At 45.3% G+C, this 15,023-nt stretch carries 8 protein-coding genes; 5 read left to right on the top strand and 3 right to left on the bottom strand.

The features are described from left to right. The first annotated feature begins 59 nt into the window (after positions 1 to 59). Together J5A55_RS09830 and J5A55_RS09825 are read left to right on the top strand one after the other, a co-directional pair. Positions 60 to 2,567 carry a TonB-dependent receptor gene (locus J5A55_RS09830; protein ID WP_004384289.1) on the top strand — a complete coding sequence of 836 codons (2,508 nt, stop codon included), beginning with the start codon at positions 60 to 62 and terminating at the stop codon, positions 2,565 to 2,567. Between the two features lie 11 nt (positions 2,568 to 2,578). Further along, positions 2,579 to 3,670 (top strand): DUF4249 domain-containing protein, encoded by a 1,092-nt coding sequence (locus J5A55_RS09825; RefSeq protein ID WP_004384287.1) that lies wholly within the window; start codon positions 2,579 to 2,581, stop codon positions 3,668 to 3,670. Positions 3,671 to 4,702: 1,032 nt separating this feature from the next. On the opposite strand, the gene J5A55_RS09820 is transcribed toward J5A55_RS09825, so the two are convergent. The 3 genes from J5A55_RS09820 to J5A55_RS09810 all read right to left on the bottom strand — a co-directional run bounded on the left by J5A55_RS09820 (position 4,703) and on the right by J5A55_RS09810 (position 7,274). After that, on the bottom strand, positions 4,703 to 6,046 hold the full coding sequence (locus J5A55_RS09820) for a zinc ribbon domain-containing protein (protein ID WP_004384281.1): 1,344 nt from the start codon (positions 6,044 to 6,046) through the stop codon (positions 4,703 to 4,705). A 62-nt stretch (positions 6,047 to 6,108) separates the two neighbouring features. Beyond that, positions 6,109 to 6,816, bottom strand: a complete 708-nt coding sequence (locus J5A55_RS09815; protein ID WP_039851504.1) for a glycoside hydrolase family 25 protein — start codon at positions 6,814 to 6,816, stop codon at positions 6,109 to 6,111. Positions 6,817 to 7,130: 314 nt separating this feature from the next. Continuing rightward, positions 7,131 to 7,274, bottom strand: coding sequence for a hypothetical protein (locus J5A55_RS09810; protein WP_004384277.1), 144 nt, complete (start codon positions 7,272 to 7,274; stop codon positions 7,131 to 7,133). 516 nt (positions 7,275 to 7,790) lie between these two features. Here J5A55_RS09810 and J5A55_RS09805 point away from each other — a divergent pair. From J5A55_RS09805 to J5A55_RS09795, 3 genes are read left to right on the top strand one after another with little or no spacing between them, the layout of a single operon-like run. Next, positions 7,791 to 10,049 (top strand): TonB-dependent receptor family protein, encoded by a 2,259-nt coding sequence (locus tag J5A55_RS09805; protein ID WP_004384275.1) that lies wholly within the window; start codon positions 7,791 to 7,793, stop codon positions 10,047 to 10,049. Positions 10,050 to 10,091: 42 nt separating this feature from the next. Continuing rightward, entirely contained in the window at positions 10,092 to 13,478 is a 3,387-nt protein-coding gene (locus tag J5A55_RS09800; RefSeq protein WP_004384274.1) for a SusC/RagA family TonB-linked outer membrane protein, read from the top strand. Between the two features lie 10 nt (positions 13,479 to 13,488). Beyond that, on the top strand, positions 13,489 to 15,015 hold the full coding sequence (locus tag J5A55_RS09795; protein WP_039851530.1) for a RagB/SusD family nutrient uptake outer membrane protein: 1,527 nt from the start codon (positions 13,489 to 13,491) through the stop codon (positions 15,013 to 15,015). Positions 15,016 to 15,023 lie beyond the last annotated feature (8 nt).

The raw sequence follows: 15,023 nt of genomic DNA, 5'->3' as shown, positions 1-15,023 counted from the left end.
GTTCCCTTCTCGTATATGTCATCCTTTTTCATTATTTTTGCAGTATAAAATAAAACCTAATGAACGGACAACAATTATCTACACTCATCCTGTTTTGTGCCATGAATACACTCGCAGGAACAGCAAAGACCCCTTCAAACATTTTTCCAGAACTCTCTTTTGTAAAGAAAGAAACATGTAATAACAACGTAGAGGATAACCAACAGCAACGCTTCACACTAAGTGGTTATGTGAAAGATAGCAATGGTGAGCCACTCATCAATGCAACTGTTTACGACCTCATAACGCGTCAAGGGACGATGACCAATGCTTATGGGCATTTCTCGTTGACCTTAGTTGAGGGGCAACATGAACTCCGATGCAGTTATGTGGGTTATAAAACACTCGTGGAGAAGGTGGTTCTCACAAACAATAGAAACCACGATTTCGTGTTGCAAGGGGACACCCAATTGGACGAAGTGACTATCACCACCGACCTCAATTCACCATTATTAAAGACACAAACAGGTAAGTTGTCGCTTTCACAAAGCGATATTAAGACCGAGTTTTCGCTGATGAGTAGCCCCGATGTCATCAAGACTTTGCAACGAACAAGCGGTGTGGCAGAGGGTATGGAACTCTCCAGTGGACTCTATGTACACGGTGGGAACAGCGATGAGAACTTGTTTCTTATAGATGGAACTCCGCTTTATCACACCAATCACAGCCTCGGTCTCTTCTCTTCCTTCAATGCTGATGTGGTGAAGAACGTCGACTTTTATAAGAGTGGATTCCCTGCTCGTTATGGTGGAAGACTATCAAGTGTGATCGATGTACGTACTGCCGATGGTGACTTCTATCGCTCTCATGGCAGCTACCGAATCGGTCTTTTAGATGGCAGTCTGCACTTTGAAGGACCTATCCGAAAGGGTAAGACTTCTTATAACATCGGTCTTCGCCGCAGCTGGTTAGACCTGTTAACGCGTCCATTCTTCGCTATCTATAATCGAAATAACCATGATGAAGACAAGATGGATGTATCTTATTTCTTCCATGACCTTAATCTCAAACTAACCAATGTGTTCTCTTCCCGATCACGATTGTCGCTGAGTATCTATTCAGGCGAGGATCGACTCCGCTCGAAAGATGAGTCACGTTACATCTATAATAACAATACTTCCACCGATTATGACGTCTATAAGAACCGCTTCCATTGGGGTAATTTCAATGCAGCAATCGATTGGAACTATCAGTTCTCACCAATGCTTTTTGCCAATCTAACGGCTGTTTACACGCATAACCGTTCAACTGTTAACACGTCGGATAAGTCGGTTATCACGCGAAAAGGACAGGACGATGAGGTGACATTACTATCGCATGGCTACCGGTCAACCATTGATGACATTGGTTATAGGGCTGCTTTCGACTTCAGACCAAGTCCACATCATCACATACTGTTCGGTCAGGACTACACACATCACATGTTTAGACCACAGACTTACACGCATTTTGATAGCTATGCAAGTGATGGGACTAATGCAAATGACACCATTTCGGGACATAGCAATAACCGAAATGTTGCCCATCAGGTGACTCTCTACGCTGAAGATGAGGTGACTATGAACGATAAGTGGAGCGTGAATGGCGGTGTAAATGCCGACATCTTCCATATTAATGGGAAGACTTTCACCACCTTGAGTCCCCGTCTTGCCATGAAATATCAGCCCTTTGAGAAGCTATCTATTAAGGTCAGTTACACGATGATGAGCCAGTTTGTACACAAGATAGCCAATTCTTTCCTTGATCTCCCTACTGATTACTGGGTGCCAACGACTGCTCGCCTGCACCCAATGCGCTCTTGGCAGGTGGCTGCAGGGGCATATATGCAACCCAACAAACATTGGACACTGTCGCTGGAAGGTTATTACAAACATTCAACTCACATCTTGCAATATGCGAGCTGGGCTGGTTTAGAACCGCCAGCAACCAATTGGGACTATATGGTAATGGATGGGGAAGGACGTTCATACGGCGTTGAATTGGATGCTGACTACCATCGCTCCAACCTCACCCTACATGGTTCTTACACGTTATCATGGGCTGAGAAGAAGTTTGATGACTTCTTCAACACTTGGTTCTATGATAAGTTTGACAACCGCCACAGGCTCTCGTTCTCTGCACGATGGCAACTCTGTCGTAAGATCTCGGCTTTCGCTGCATGGTCATTCCATACGGGTAACCGTATGACCATACCAACACAATACATTGGATTGCCTGTTGTTCCAGGTCAAGAAGGGGGACAAAGGCAGCACTTCGATGGTTCGGATGATAGTAATCTGAGCTTCGCTTACGAACGACCTAACAATGTTGTTCTCCCTGCCTACCATCGTTTAGACCTCGGGGTTGACCTCCATCACACTACAAAGAAGGGTCATGAGCGTATATGGAACATAAGCCTCTATAATGCTTATTGCCATCTTAATTCACTCTGGGTAAGGGTTAAAATCACTGGAGACCACCATGTGCGAGTAAAGAATAACGCCTTTATTCCAGTAATTCCATCGTTCAGTTACACAATTAAATTCTAATCATCTACAATATGAAAAAGCTATTTCTCCTCTTGTCTCTCACCTTATTTATAATGGGATGTAAGGATGATTTCAATATTGATAACCTGCCCGAAGCATCTGCAAAGATGGTGGTTTATTGTATGCCTTCTGCATCTGATACCACCTACATCACCGTTTCTCGCAGTATTCCCTTGAAGCAGTTGAATGATAGAAAACCGAACCCTATGATCGATAATGCACACATTCACTATCATTTGAATGGGCAGGCTCTTCCAGTAACAGCACTCGGTGACGGACGATATAGGGTCGTGGCGCATCAGAAAACAGGTGATAAAGTGAACCTGCATGTAGAAGCGGAGGGGGTGACATCAGTTGATGCTTCAACGGAGATACCCCCTGTTATCACTGCTAATAACCTATCAGTAAGGAAGGTAAAAGTAAAGGATTTATCATCATCCGAACTGCGAACTTACCAGCAGGTGATGGCTACGTTCACTGACCCAGCACCCTCACACGATTATTATGCGGTGCGAATAAAGGCAAAGGTGATCAATGCCTGTATTGTACATTGTTATCATCGAAATGCCGATAACACAATGCATTACGTGCAAAGTTTTGCCTCGTATGATGATTACATGCGCTATCGTGACACAGAGCATTGGGACAGTGTGGCTGTAAATATAGCCCATTCGGCGGAGTATCTGCCCATTGCCACATCAAGCGAGAGACTTTTGAACCCTATTACCGATATAGATGATGACTTCGATTTCAGCAGTGATTTCTATCAAGACTTCTATATCTTCGATGACGCAACGATAAATGGTCAGACCTACACATTGCACTTGAACGTTGCACCAAACTATCGTAGTATTCCCTTGAGTACGTTAGCAGCAGCAGAGCTAAAGGCAAAGTACGGCATTGAAGAGGGTTTTGAATTAGAGTTCTATCACATCACACCTGCCTATTACCGCTTCCTTCAAGCACTGAATGACGTGTCGAACAACTCATTGGCACAAGCCGGACTGTCGCAGGTACGCTCCACCTACAGCAATATCTATAATGGTATGGGAATTTGTGCAGGGTTTAATGTAGCCAAGTCAAGCATTGCTAAAACAGAGTGAAAGGGTTGGTTCAAGTTGACGAGTTGACAAGTTAACAAGTAAACGAGCATTTTGTAAAAGTAAAAAGATAAAGAAGTAAAGAAGTAAAACTGCTGTTTGTGTACAAGGCAGGCACTTCAATGTAGGGACAGACGCCCTCGTCTGGAAACTCCACCCAGCCTCCCCCAAGGGGAGGAGTGCCTAACGGAAGTCAGTTAGGATTGGTATTTTCGATTGAGGATGACACCACCAAGTAGGGACAGACGCCCCCGTCTGGAACCCCCACCCAGCCTCCCCCAAGGGGAGGAGTGCCTAACGGTAACCTATTTGAATAGTTCTTTCTATCCAAAGGGATGCCACAGAGTAGGGACAGACGCCCTCGTCTGTCCGCATAAGGGAGGCTGCTTGTAATGTAAGGTGGAATATTGGAGCGGACAGACGAGGGCGTCTGTCCCTACTTAAGAAGCCTCACCCCCGCCCCCTCTCCGAATGGAATAACCCCTCCCAGCCTCCCCCAAGGGGAGGAGTGCCTAACGGGAGCCGGTTAGGAAAAGGCATTCTTAATACAAAGAGGGCGTTTCTTCGATGTGAAGAGACGCCCTTTCCATTGCAAGGAAACGCCCTCTTCAAATTGAGAAGGGCGTTCCTTTAATTAATGATAATACTAACCTGTAGAGACAGATGCCCTATTTTTCAAATAGAGCTAATAACTTGTTTACTCGTCAACTCTCAACTCGTCAACTCTACCTAATCATAATTTTGAATTGTGAATTTTGAATTTTGAATTGCACTTGGGCATCTGTTTCCATGGATTCCCATGTTCCGTAAGGAACTCTGTGTCGCCTTCAGGCTTCGTGCCATCTGTGTATTCCGTGTTAAAAATGTCCCAGCAAAGAACTTTTTGATGCTTTTTAACAACAGAACTAATCACAATTTTGAATTATGAATTTTGCATTTTGAATTGAAGAGAAGTCTCTCCTAACTTGCTCCCGTTAGGCAACATCCCCTCCTTCGGAGGGGCTTGGGGAGGCTTTTGGGAGGCTGGGCGAAGTGTTAATTCCAGTTGATTTGCGTAATCCTACCGCTCTTCACCACCGCTGAAATCATGTATTTACGATTGGAAGTACCGCCTTGACGCTCAATGCTAAGCGTTGCAGGCACTTTAATCTTCAGTGGGGCATCATCGTCATTGCTGTCTTTTGTCACTTCAGCAGGCGACCCGAGCCGCCAATTCACCGTCTTCACATCAGCCTGATAGAGCTTATTGTGCACGTAGGACTGTATGTCCTTTGCCGTAGCACCACCCGCTCCGAGGAAGTTCAGTTGGCTGGCTACAGCCCCAGAGATCTTCTCGTTGCTCTTACTATTTATCCCTTGCAACAGCTGGCGGACTACATTAACAGCATTAGACTTATCCGCATCAGCCACAGTATGCTTCATCAACTTCTTCAACATGGCATCGGCTTCTGTGGCATGTGCCCCATCCTTGTGCATAGCAAGGTAACCGGCGTAGGCATCTTCATCGTTCTTTTTTACCGTCATAGCCCAGTCTATCTCGTCAATCTTCGTGAGTAACTGCTGCTTATGAGGAGAGTCTGGGTGCTTAGAAAGATACTCCTGCATTGCTTCCTTCGTGTTGCTTGACAGAACCTTAGCCCAGTCATTGTCCGCATGTTGCAATGCCTTGATCTGTAAAGCCACACTGTCGCGGTGCGCCTTAGGTGCATCTGGGTATTGCTTAAGGTAATTCTGCATAACAGTAGGCTCACCGCTTGCCATGACCTGGGTGTATTCTTCCTGTTCATCGTTCGCCATATTGTCCTTAACTCCTTGGTTATAAAGGAATAACAATACGGCTGCTGTAATAACAGCAATCAGTAGCGACACAGCCAGTGAAGCGTGGTTATGCTTCTTCTCCTGCTGTTCCTCCTCATCGTCCGAAGCCTCTTTTTCCAGTCTTTCAGCTGCATCTATCACCGCTGCCTCCTTTTCATTCTCCACGATAAAGTCGGCATCTACAACGTTATCATCCTCCTCATCGTCCCTTGCCGTCGGTTCTTCCCCTGGCAAACCAGCATGAATGGGCTCGTCAATAGGCTTTCCCACGATCTCATCCTCAACCTCCTCGGGAGCCTCCTTCTCGGTAATCTGCTCTACAGCAGAAACCTCTTTCGCTCCTTGTGGATTCTCCTTTGCATCCTGTTCAGCCGTTGTTTCCGCCTTAGGAACGTTCGTTTCAGTGTGATGACAATTAGGACATGAAGGCTCTTCTATAAGGTATAGCTCCCCACAATGGCTGCACTTGATGATATGCCCAGCTATCTCTACACCACAGCTGGGGCACACTGGAGCTTTATCACTCACCTGATGACCACATTCAGGACATTTAATTATCATGGATCTAACGTATTATTCAATTATTGCAAATAATTTCTTCTTCTCCTCTCAACGCGCTTCTGCTATCTTCGTCGGTGGTATCTAAGTTCGCGCATACTATGTTTTCCGAGCAAACGGCTCTTGTCGACGTACCCGTTCACACCATTGATTCGACCCTTACCAGTGTACTGCCAGGCAAGAATATCATGTCCGTCGGACAGTTCAGGCTCCTTGTTATTGTATTGCGCAATGAATAGCTTGTATCCATCCAACGCCCCCACGAGGTACCGATTATAGAAGTTTGTATAGGTGTAAACCAATGGTCTCACCCCATACTCCTTAGTCATTAGCACCAAGAACGTCTGTAAGCTATCACGCAAAGCCTGCGTACTTAGACCGCCAGTAGTCTCTATGTCAACCATTGGAATTAGGTCTTGATCCTGCGGGCGACACTGAGTTCGGAAATTGCGAAGCTGCTCTATCTGTGAAACCGATGGTCGATAGAAGTGGTAAGAGCCCACATTCATACCGTAGCGTTGCGCTGCCTCAATATTATCCAAGTATCGTTGATCGATTCTACCGCTGCCTTCGGTGGCTTTCAGATATACGTAATTGAGTTTGTGATTGCTGTTTGCTGCCACCGTCTCCCACCACACGTCACCTTGATAATGGCTCATGTCAAGTCCATGAATATGGCTACATGTGTCCTCACATTGTATAGTGTATTGTGCTCGTAAGCCCGTAAAAGAACATAAACAGACTATAATTGATAGTAAATATTTCATTTTCATAGATGCAAAGATAGTGTTTTATGTTGACATAGAGCCTGTGTCGTAATAGATTTAAGGGCTTAGAAACGTAATTTAACGTTGTTTTTTAGACAAAAAGTACATAACAGACAGAGGATTAGCAACATCTTTTTAGACAGGAAGTACATGATGAACAGAAGTCGATGGAACACATTTTTGACACGGAATACACGGATGACACGAAGCCTGAAGGCGACACAGAGTTCCTAAAGGAACATGGGAATCCACAGAAGCTGACGCCCACGTACAATTCAAAATTATGATTAGTTCGAGTTGATGAGTTGATAGTTGACGAGTTAACAAGTTATTTGTTCTGTGGAATAGAGCACCACAAAGTAGGGACAGACGCCCTCGTCTGTCCGCATAAAGCGGGGAAGTTGGTTGCGAATCTGGCGTGCTCTGGCGGACAGACGAGGGCGTCTGTCCCTACAGGTTGACATTATCTTTAATTAAAGAAACGCCCCCTTTCAATCGAAGAGGGCGTTCCGTTGCATCGAAGAGAGGCTTCCTTCATATCAAAGAAACGCCCTCTTTGTTTGTAAATAATACTATCTACTCCCCTCTCCATTCGGAGAGGGGGCGGGGGTGAGGCTGTAGTTGGGTTGGGGGTGAGGCTCCTTCTTTCCTCTTGGGGGAGGCTGGAGGATCTATTCGGGACAATGTCTCCCATCAAACAAACCACTTATTTATTTGTCAACTCGTTAACTCATTAACCTGAAAAGAACATTTGTTTACTTATTAATTAGTAATCTTATCAACCTGAGAAATATTTAAAATACTTAGAAATAGGTATTGTGGTAAGCGTGTCAACATGCTACCTTTGCACAAAATTTACAAACAATTCGTAAACAACTTGTCTACATGCAGTGGCATGCTAAACGATTAGCTGCTATAAAAGAAGAATCTTCGGATTCTCAACCCAATGCAAGGTTGCTATAAGTTTGATTACCTGAATTATGCTTTATAATACAAAATACATGTTGCCTCTACTGTTTGTTCTGACACCAATGAGCGTGTGTGCCCAGACACAAGACAGCCTACAAACAGAGAAAAAGAGTGCTTTAACTGACTCGGTTCATCGTATGACCGAAGTGATTGTACGCTCCAATCAAATGCTGGGGAGCAAGTTTGAAGCCCGTAACCGCACTGGTTCGGCTTATTATATATCTCCCACTGAGATTGTGAAATTCGGTTACACCGATATTAACCGTATGCTCAAGAGTGTGCCGGGAGTGAATGTTTACGAGGAAGACGGATATGGTCTTCGACCGAACATCAGTCTTCGAGGCACCAAAGCCGAGCGCAGTGAGCGCATCACCTTGATGGAGGATGGTGTGCTGGCAGCCCCTGCTCCCTATGCAGCTCCAGCCGCTTATTACTTTCCGAATGCGGGTCGTATGTACGCCATAGAGGTGTTGAAGGGTAGTAGTCAGGTGCAGTACGGTCCTTTCACGACGGGTGGTGCTATTAATATGGTGTCTACCCCCATTCCTTCCAAGTTCAGTTTGAAAGCGAACGCATCCTATGGTAGCTATAACACATTGAAGTCTTACTTCAGTGTAGGTAATCGCTTCAAGTACACTGGATTCATCATTGAGTATCTACGTTACCAATCGGATGGATTCAGAAAGGACGTTCCGAATGAGCGAACAGGATTCAAACGCAATGACATCATAGCCAAGTTTGCCGCCCAGACCAATAATGAGGAAGGGCTCAATCATCTGTTTGAACTGAAGTTCGGGTTTGCCAATGAGACCTCAGATGAGACCTATCTCGGATTGTCCGAACAGGATTTTGCTCTCCGCCCGTACTATCGCTATGCAGGAGCACAGAAGGATAACCTCAAGACGAGACATACCCAATGGGTGGCAACTTACGTCATCGAGTCGCCAAGGAAACTCAAAATAACCACCAACCTATACTATAATTACTTCTTTCGTAACTGGTATAAACTCAACGAAGTAAGGGTGGGGAATACTAAAGCTGAACGCCGTTCGATTGATGCAGTATTGGCTGACCCCGAGACAAATAAAGCCTACTTTGATATTGTGACAGGGCAGACCGATTACGTAGGGGAGGCTTTAATGCTGCGTGCCAACCATCGTGTTTATCACTCACGAGGCATTCAGTCGAAGGGAGAATACCGCACAATGCTATGGGACGGATACCTCACTGCCGAGCTTGGATTGCGTTATCATGCTGACAGTGAAGACCGTTTTCAGCAAGACGACGGCTATTCCATGCAAGGAGGACGCATGCAGCTCTTCTTGAAGGGGCTCCCCGGAAGCAACGCCAACCGCATTACTACGGCACATGCTTGGGCTGGTTATTGGTTGGCGAAATGGTCGAAAGGGATCGTCACCCTTACTGCCGGCATGCGTTACGAAGACGTTGATCTGTTGCAGAGAGACTACACTAAGGCCGATCCTCGTCGAACAGGAATGGTGCGCATAGAGACTTCTAACCATGCAAGAGCACTATTGCCTGGTATTGGAGTAAACGTTAAACTCCTGCCTACACTATCGGCTTTCGGCGGTCTTCATAAGGGTTTCGCTCCCCCCAGTGCCACTTTAGGTCAGAAGGCAGAGAGCAGTGTTAACGTTGAAGCAGGCTTGCGATACACCACCACAAAGATGAAAGTTGAGGCTATTGTGTTCAATAACAACTACTCCAATATGCTTGGGAGTGACCTCGCAGCACAGGGTGGGCAAGGTACACTGGAGCAATTCAACGTGGGTAAGGCACTGGTCAATGGGTTAGAATTCATGTTCCATTATCAGCCCATCCCGCAACATCTCGCTCTCCGTCTGCCCTTACAACTATCTTACACCTATACCAATACGAAGATGAAAAACGATTTCGTCAGTTCGGCATGGGGACATGTTGTTTATGGAGATGAGATACCTTATATATATAAGCACGCTGTGAACCTACAGATCGGACTTGAGTATAAATGGTTGGAAGCCAACTTTGGAGCACGATACAATGGTGACATGCGCACAACGGCAGGGCAAGGTCGCATTGCAGAAAGGGAAAAGATTCCACATCACCTTATATTAGATGCCTCATTGAAAGGGCGTATCAATAAGCGACTTACCCTCACTTTGAATGCTATCAACCTAACGAATAAACGCTACCTCGTGTCCCGTCATCCTTCAGGATTGCGTGCCGGTCACCCTTTGGGAGTGTATGGAGGATTGCAATTTAAGCTCTGATAGTGTATAAACCATCAATAGTTACAAGCAAAAAGAACAATCATGATAAAAGAGATAAATAGATTTATCAACAAACGAAAAGCTCTATTGACCCTCATCTTGCTGTTTATGACGCTCACACTGACGGCACAGACAACAGGAACCATCAGTGGAACGGTCAAGAACGAACAGGGCGAAACACTCATCGGAGCCTTTGTGCAGGTTGTAGAAACTAAGCAGAAAGCAGTGAGCGACATGGATGGTCACTTCACTATAAAGGCTTCGCAAGGACAGACCTTACAGGTGAGTTACATCGGAATGACACCTCGGAAGGTAAAAGTGAGCGGTCAGAACCTTACCATCACACTAAAGGCTGATGCGCGACAGATTGATGAAGTCGTTGTTACAGGCTATCAGAACATCCGTAATAGAGTATATACAGGAGCGGCAACATCGGTTAAGATGGATGATATTAAGCTGGAAGGTGTTGCCGACGTATCGCGTATGTTGGAAGGTCGAGTGCCTGGTTTGTCTATTCAGAGCATATCGGGAACCTTCGGATCAGCCCCTCGTATTAATATTCGTGGTGGTGCTTCAATCATCGGAAACGTGCAACCTCTGTATGTCATAGACGGTGCGGTGTATGAAGACTTGGTGCATCTCAGCCTCGATCAACTCGCATCTGGTGATGCTGTGACGCTCATCTCCTCGGCAATATCAGGTTTGAATCCTGCCGACATACAGGATATTCAAGTGTTGAAAGACGCTTCTGCTACATCAGTCTATGGTGCTCGTGCCTTGAACGGAGTAATCGTCATTACCACAAAAGCGGGTAGAAGAGAGTCTCCCCTACGTGTAACTTATTCCACAGAGAACTCCATTCGACTCAGACCGAGGTACTCCGACTTCGACTTACTGAACTCACAAGAGACCATGTCGCTCTATCAGGAGATGAATGATAAGGGCTATTTCGGTGTGACCAAATCGTTATATGGACGGCGAAGTGGCATTTATTACCAGCTATATAAGGCTGTTAGCACCGTCAATCCAGCAACGGGTACTTACTATCTGCCCAATACGCCTGATGCAAAGATGGACTTCCTGCGCAAGAGGGAGTATGCCAATACTGACTGGTTTAAGCTCCTTTTTACGATGAATCCTACCACTAATCACATGATAACACTGTCGGGTGGTGGAAAGAACACAGCTACTTACGCTTCATTAGGTTTCTATCATGATGCTGGATGGACGATAGCTGATAAGGTAAGTCGCTTTACGGCAAATGTAAAAAACACCTTTTACATTAACGACAAACTGACTGCCACGCTCACAGCACAGGGCAATATCCGTTCGCAGAAAGCACCGGGAACGATGCCGCAACGCAAGAATAACGCCTTAGGAGTGTTCGAACGCGACTTCGATATCAATCCTTTTTCTTACGCTTTAGGTACGAGTAGGACTTTAAGTCCTTATGATGACGAGGGCAATCTGGCATATTATCGCAACAACTGGGCACCTTTCAACATCTTGAATGAGTATGCTAATAACAAGATGGATATCGATGTCTTGGACTTCAAGATACAATCCGAAGCAACCTACCGAATCAACCCTGAGTTGGCTTTGAAAGGCTTAGTTGCACTCAGACATGCTTATACCAATACGACGCATGAGGTGCTTGAAGGATCGAATATCATACAGGCCTTCCGTGCGAATGAGAATCCTTTTGTTGCCAAGGAGAATATCTATTTGGTGCATGATAAGGACAATCCGCAGCTGCAACCAAAGGTGGGTCTGACCCACGGAGGCATTCTCAACAAGACAGAAGCATCCTTAAAGAGTTTCTTGGGACGTATAGCCATCGACTTTGATAAGCGGTTGGGACAACATGACCTAAAGGCTTTTGCCTTCACAGAGTTGCGTTCGGCTATTCGCACAACCAATCCTTTCGAGGGTTACGGCATCCAATACGACCGAGGCAATCAGGTATATACTAACCCCTTGATATTCAATAAGCTCATTGATGAAGGGAGTAGTTACTTCAGTTACCATAAGCGGAATGACCGAGGAGTAACCTTCTCTTTCAATGGTACTTATGGGTATGCTGGCAAGTACATATTCAATGTTGTGGTTAATACCGAGGGTTCGAACACATCGGGAAAGGGTGCTCGTGCCTTGTGGTTACCCACTTGGAACATCGGAGGAAAGTGGAACTTAGACCAGGAGGAATGGTTAAAAAACAATCAAACCATCTCTCGTTTGGCACTAAGAGCAAGTTACGGCTTGACCGCGAAGATGAATGAAGAGGCCATCAATGCTAATGCTGTCTATCGAAGCGGGATAGTGAATCGATTCCAGTTCGGCGATAGAGAGAACAAACTAAACATCTTTCACTTAGAGAACAGAGACCTCACATGGGAGAAGATGTACGAGTTGAACATTGGTATGGAACTAGGTTTATTCAACAACCGAATAAGTACAACACTGGATGTATATCAACGAAATACATTCGATCTCATCGATCTCGTCCGAACATCGGGAGTAGGAGGTGAATATTACAAGTATGCTAACTTTGGTGATATGCGTACGCAAGGTGTGGAACTCGGAGTGCATACAAAGAACATTATCAGTAAGGACTTTCAATGGTCGACAAGCCTCACCTTGAGTGCTATGAATCAAAAGATTACACGCTTACTGAACACTCCTAATGCCTTTGATATGGTCGCTGGGCGAGGCAGAGGAAACATAGTTGGTTACCCAAGAGGCTCTCTCTTCGCCTTTAACTTCCAAGGATTGGATCAGAACGGACTGCCTACTTTTGACTTCGGACTTTATCCCTCTAATCAAGGAGAGTATGCGAAGAATGCTGGGGCGGACTTCCTTGATACGCAGTATGCCAAATCTTACCTCTTATATTATGGACCTATTGAACCACAGGTAATCGGTGGTTTGTCCAATACTATTAGGTATAAAGACTGGGAACTGTCGTTCTTTCTGACCATGCAAGCAGGTAATAAGATCCGGCTGAACCCCACTTTCGACCCCGAGTTTGGTGACTTAAACGTCTTCTCGAAGTCTTACTACAATCGATGGCTCAATCCCGGAGATGAGAGAAAGACGGATGTTCCGGTGCTTCCATCGCAAGAGTTGATTGAAAAAGTGGGTAAGGAGAACATCGAAAGGGCGTATAATACTTATAACTACTCGCAGATGATGATTGCAGACGGTAGTTTCGTGCGCATGAAGAACATCTCTTTAGCCTATCATGTACCCAGTGACTTCCTAAAGAAGATGAGGCTCCAAACAATGGATCTACGCCTTAATGTGACCAATCCCTTCCTCCTTTATTCAGACAAGAAACTAAAGGGACAGGATCCAGAGTACTATAAGTCGGGTGGTGTGTCACTACCAACTCCTAAGCAATATACCCTAACATTGAATATTGGTTTCTAACTGAATGAAGATGAAGAAATACATATCATTACTGCTTTTAGCCGTTAGCTGTCTGCTTGTCGGCTGTAACGACTTCCTCGATAAGAGCCCCGATTCGGACTTGGATGTCGATATTGATTCTGAGAAGAAAGTAGCTGAACTACTTACGGGAGCCTATCCGGAAGCAAGCTATATACCCTTTCTTGAACCTCGAACAGATAATGTGGAGGAACGCACGAATGGGATTCATACACGGTTGAATGAGGCTATGTTCTTCTGGGAAGACTATGATCAAGAGGATTTAGACACGCCTCTCAACTATTGGAATGCATGCTACAAAGGTATTGCGCAGGCTAACAAAGCATTGGAACTATTAAGTCGTTACCCTAAAACGGAGCGTGTGAAAGCGTTGTACGGAGAGGCTTTCTTGTTGAGAGCCTATCTACATTTTATGTTGGTGAATATATGGGCGGAGCCTTATGGAGGAGCTTCGGATAACCCAGGAATACCCTATATCACCAAGCCAGAGAAGCACGCCTTGGTCAATTATGAACGTGGGACTGTAAATGAGGTGTACGATAAGATAGAGAAAGACTTACGCTTAGGTATATCCTTAGTATCGGATAACTATTATACACATCCTAAGTTCCATTTCAATAAGAAAGCCGCTTACGCTTTCGCAACTCGGTTCTATCTCATGAAAGGGGAATGGCAGTCTGTGATAGAGTATGCCGATTATGTCTTAGGGAGTGAACCGAAGAGTCAGCTTCGATCATGGCGTCATTACGCTGATGAAATGGAGTTTTCTCCACAAAACCTATACCATAGGTACATGGCTGCAGATGAACCAGCTAACCTCTTGCTAACAACTACTGAGTCGCGATGGGCACGTTCAGTGGTGAATGAAAAATATGGTTCTACATTCAACACCATTGATAAGATCTTTGCGCAAAGGGGCATAGAAGGAGGCGGAGATTACGCTAAGATGAATTTCATTGGTACTTATCTCTTCACTTCCTCACCAGCTCCTACAACCACAGGACGATATATGGCTAAATTTGATGAGTTGGCTAATTCAGAGCAAACAGGCACTAAGCCTCGTGGCATCTATGTGACCAATGCGCTCTTCACAGTCGATGAAGTGCTCCTCAACAGGATGGAGGCTTATGCTATGCTAAGGAACTATGATCATGCAATCGATGATTACCTGCAATATATGCAAGGCAAGTTTGGCTTCATGCCATCCGTCGAACGAGCAGTGTACACATCGACTAACAGCAATCGATATAACCTATATTCTCCCTTCTACGGGATGACCTTGAAGCAGCTTGCAATGGTACAACTAATACTCGACTTCCGCCAAAAGGAGTTCTTCCAAGAGGGCTTACGTTGGTTCGACATCCGCCGCTTTCACATTGCAGTGAAGCGTTCGTCGAAGAGCTCCTATTACTTCCCCTTGGAGAAAGATGACCCTCGAAAAGTTCTTCAGATACCAACAGAAGCTATCCAACGAGGGCTTACTCCTAATCCCCGTGAGCGTCAGCAATTGCCAAGATAAGTATGATG

The organism is Prevotella veroralis (genome assembly GCF_018127765.1).
Classification (GTDB): domain Bacteria; phylum Bacteroidota; class Bacteroidia; order Bacteroidales; family Bacteroidaceae; genus Prevotella; species Prevotella veroralis.
The sequence above is the reverse complement of the archived record's forward strand: the minus strand, read 5'-3'. Positions and strand labels throughout refer to the sequence as shown.

What these genes read in the sequence shown, in the direction of transcription:
- J5A55_RS09820 (WP_004384281.1), bottom strand. Translation starts at nt 6,046, where the DNA reads ATGATAATTAAATGTCCTGAATGTGGTCATCAGGTGAGTGATAAAGCT.
- J5A55_RS09810 (WP_004384277.1), bottom strand. Translation starts at nt 7,274, where the DNA reads ATGTCAACCTGTAGGGACAGACGCCCTCGTCTGTCCGCCAGAGCACGC.
- J5A55_RS09825 (WP_004384287.1), top strand. Translation starts at nt 2,579, where the DNA reads ATGAAAAAGCTATTTCTCCTCTTGTCTCTCACCTTATTTATAATGGGA.
- J5A55_RS09815 (WP_039851504.1), bottom strand. Translation starts at nt 6,816, where the DNA reads ATGAAAATGAAATATTTACTATCAATTATAGTCTGTTTATGTTCTTTT.
- J5A55_RS09805 (WP_004384275.1), top strand. Translation starts at nt 7,791, where the DNA reads ATGCTTTATAATACAAAATACATGTTGCCTCTACTGTTTGTTCTGACA.
- J5A55_RS09800 (WP_004384274.1), top strand. Translation starts at nt 10,092, where the DNA reads ATGATAAAAGAGATAAATAGATTTATCAACAAACGAAAAGCTCTATTG.
- J5A55_RS09830 (WP_004384289.1), top strand. Translation starts at nt 60, where the DNA reads ATGAACGGACAACAATTATCTACACTCATCCTGTTTTGTGCCATGAAT.
- J5A55_RS09795 (WP_039851530.1), top strand. Translation starts at nt 13,489, where the DNA reads ATGAAGAAATACATATCATTACTGCTTTTAGCCGTTAGCTGTCTGCTT.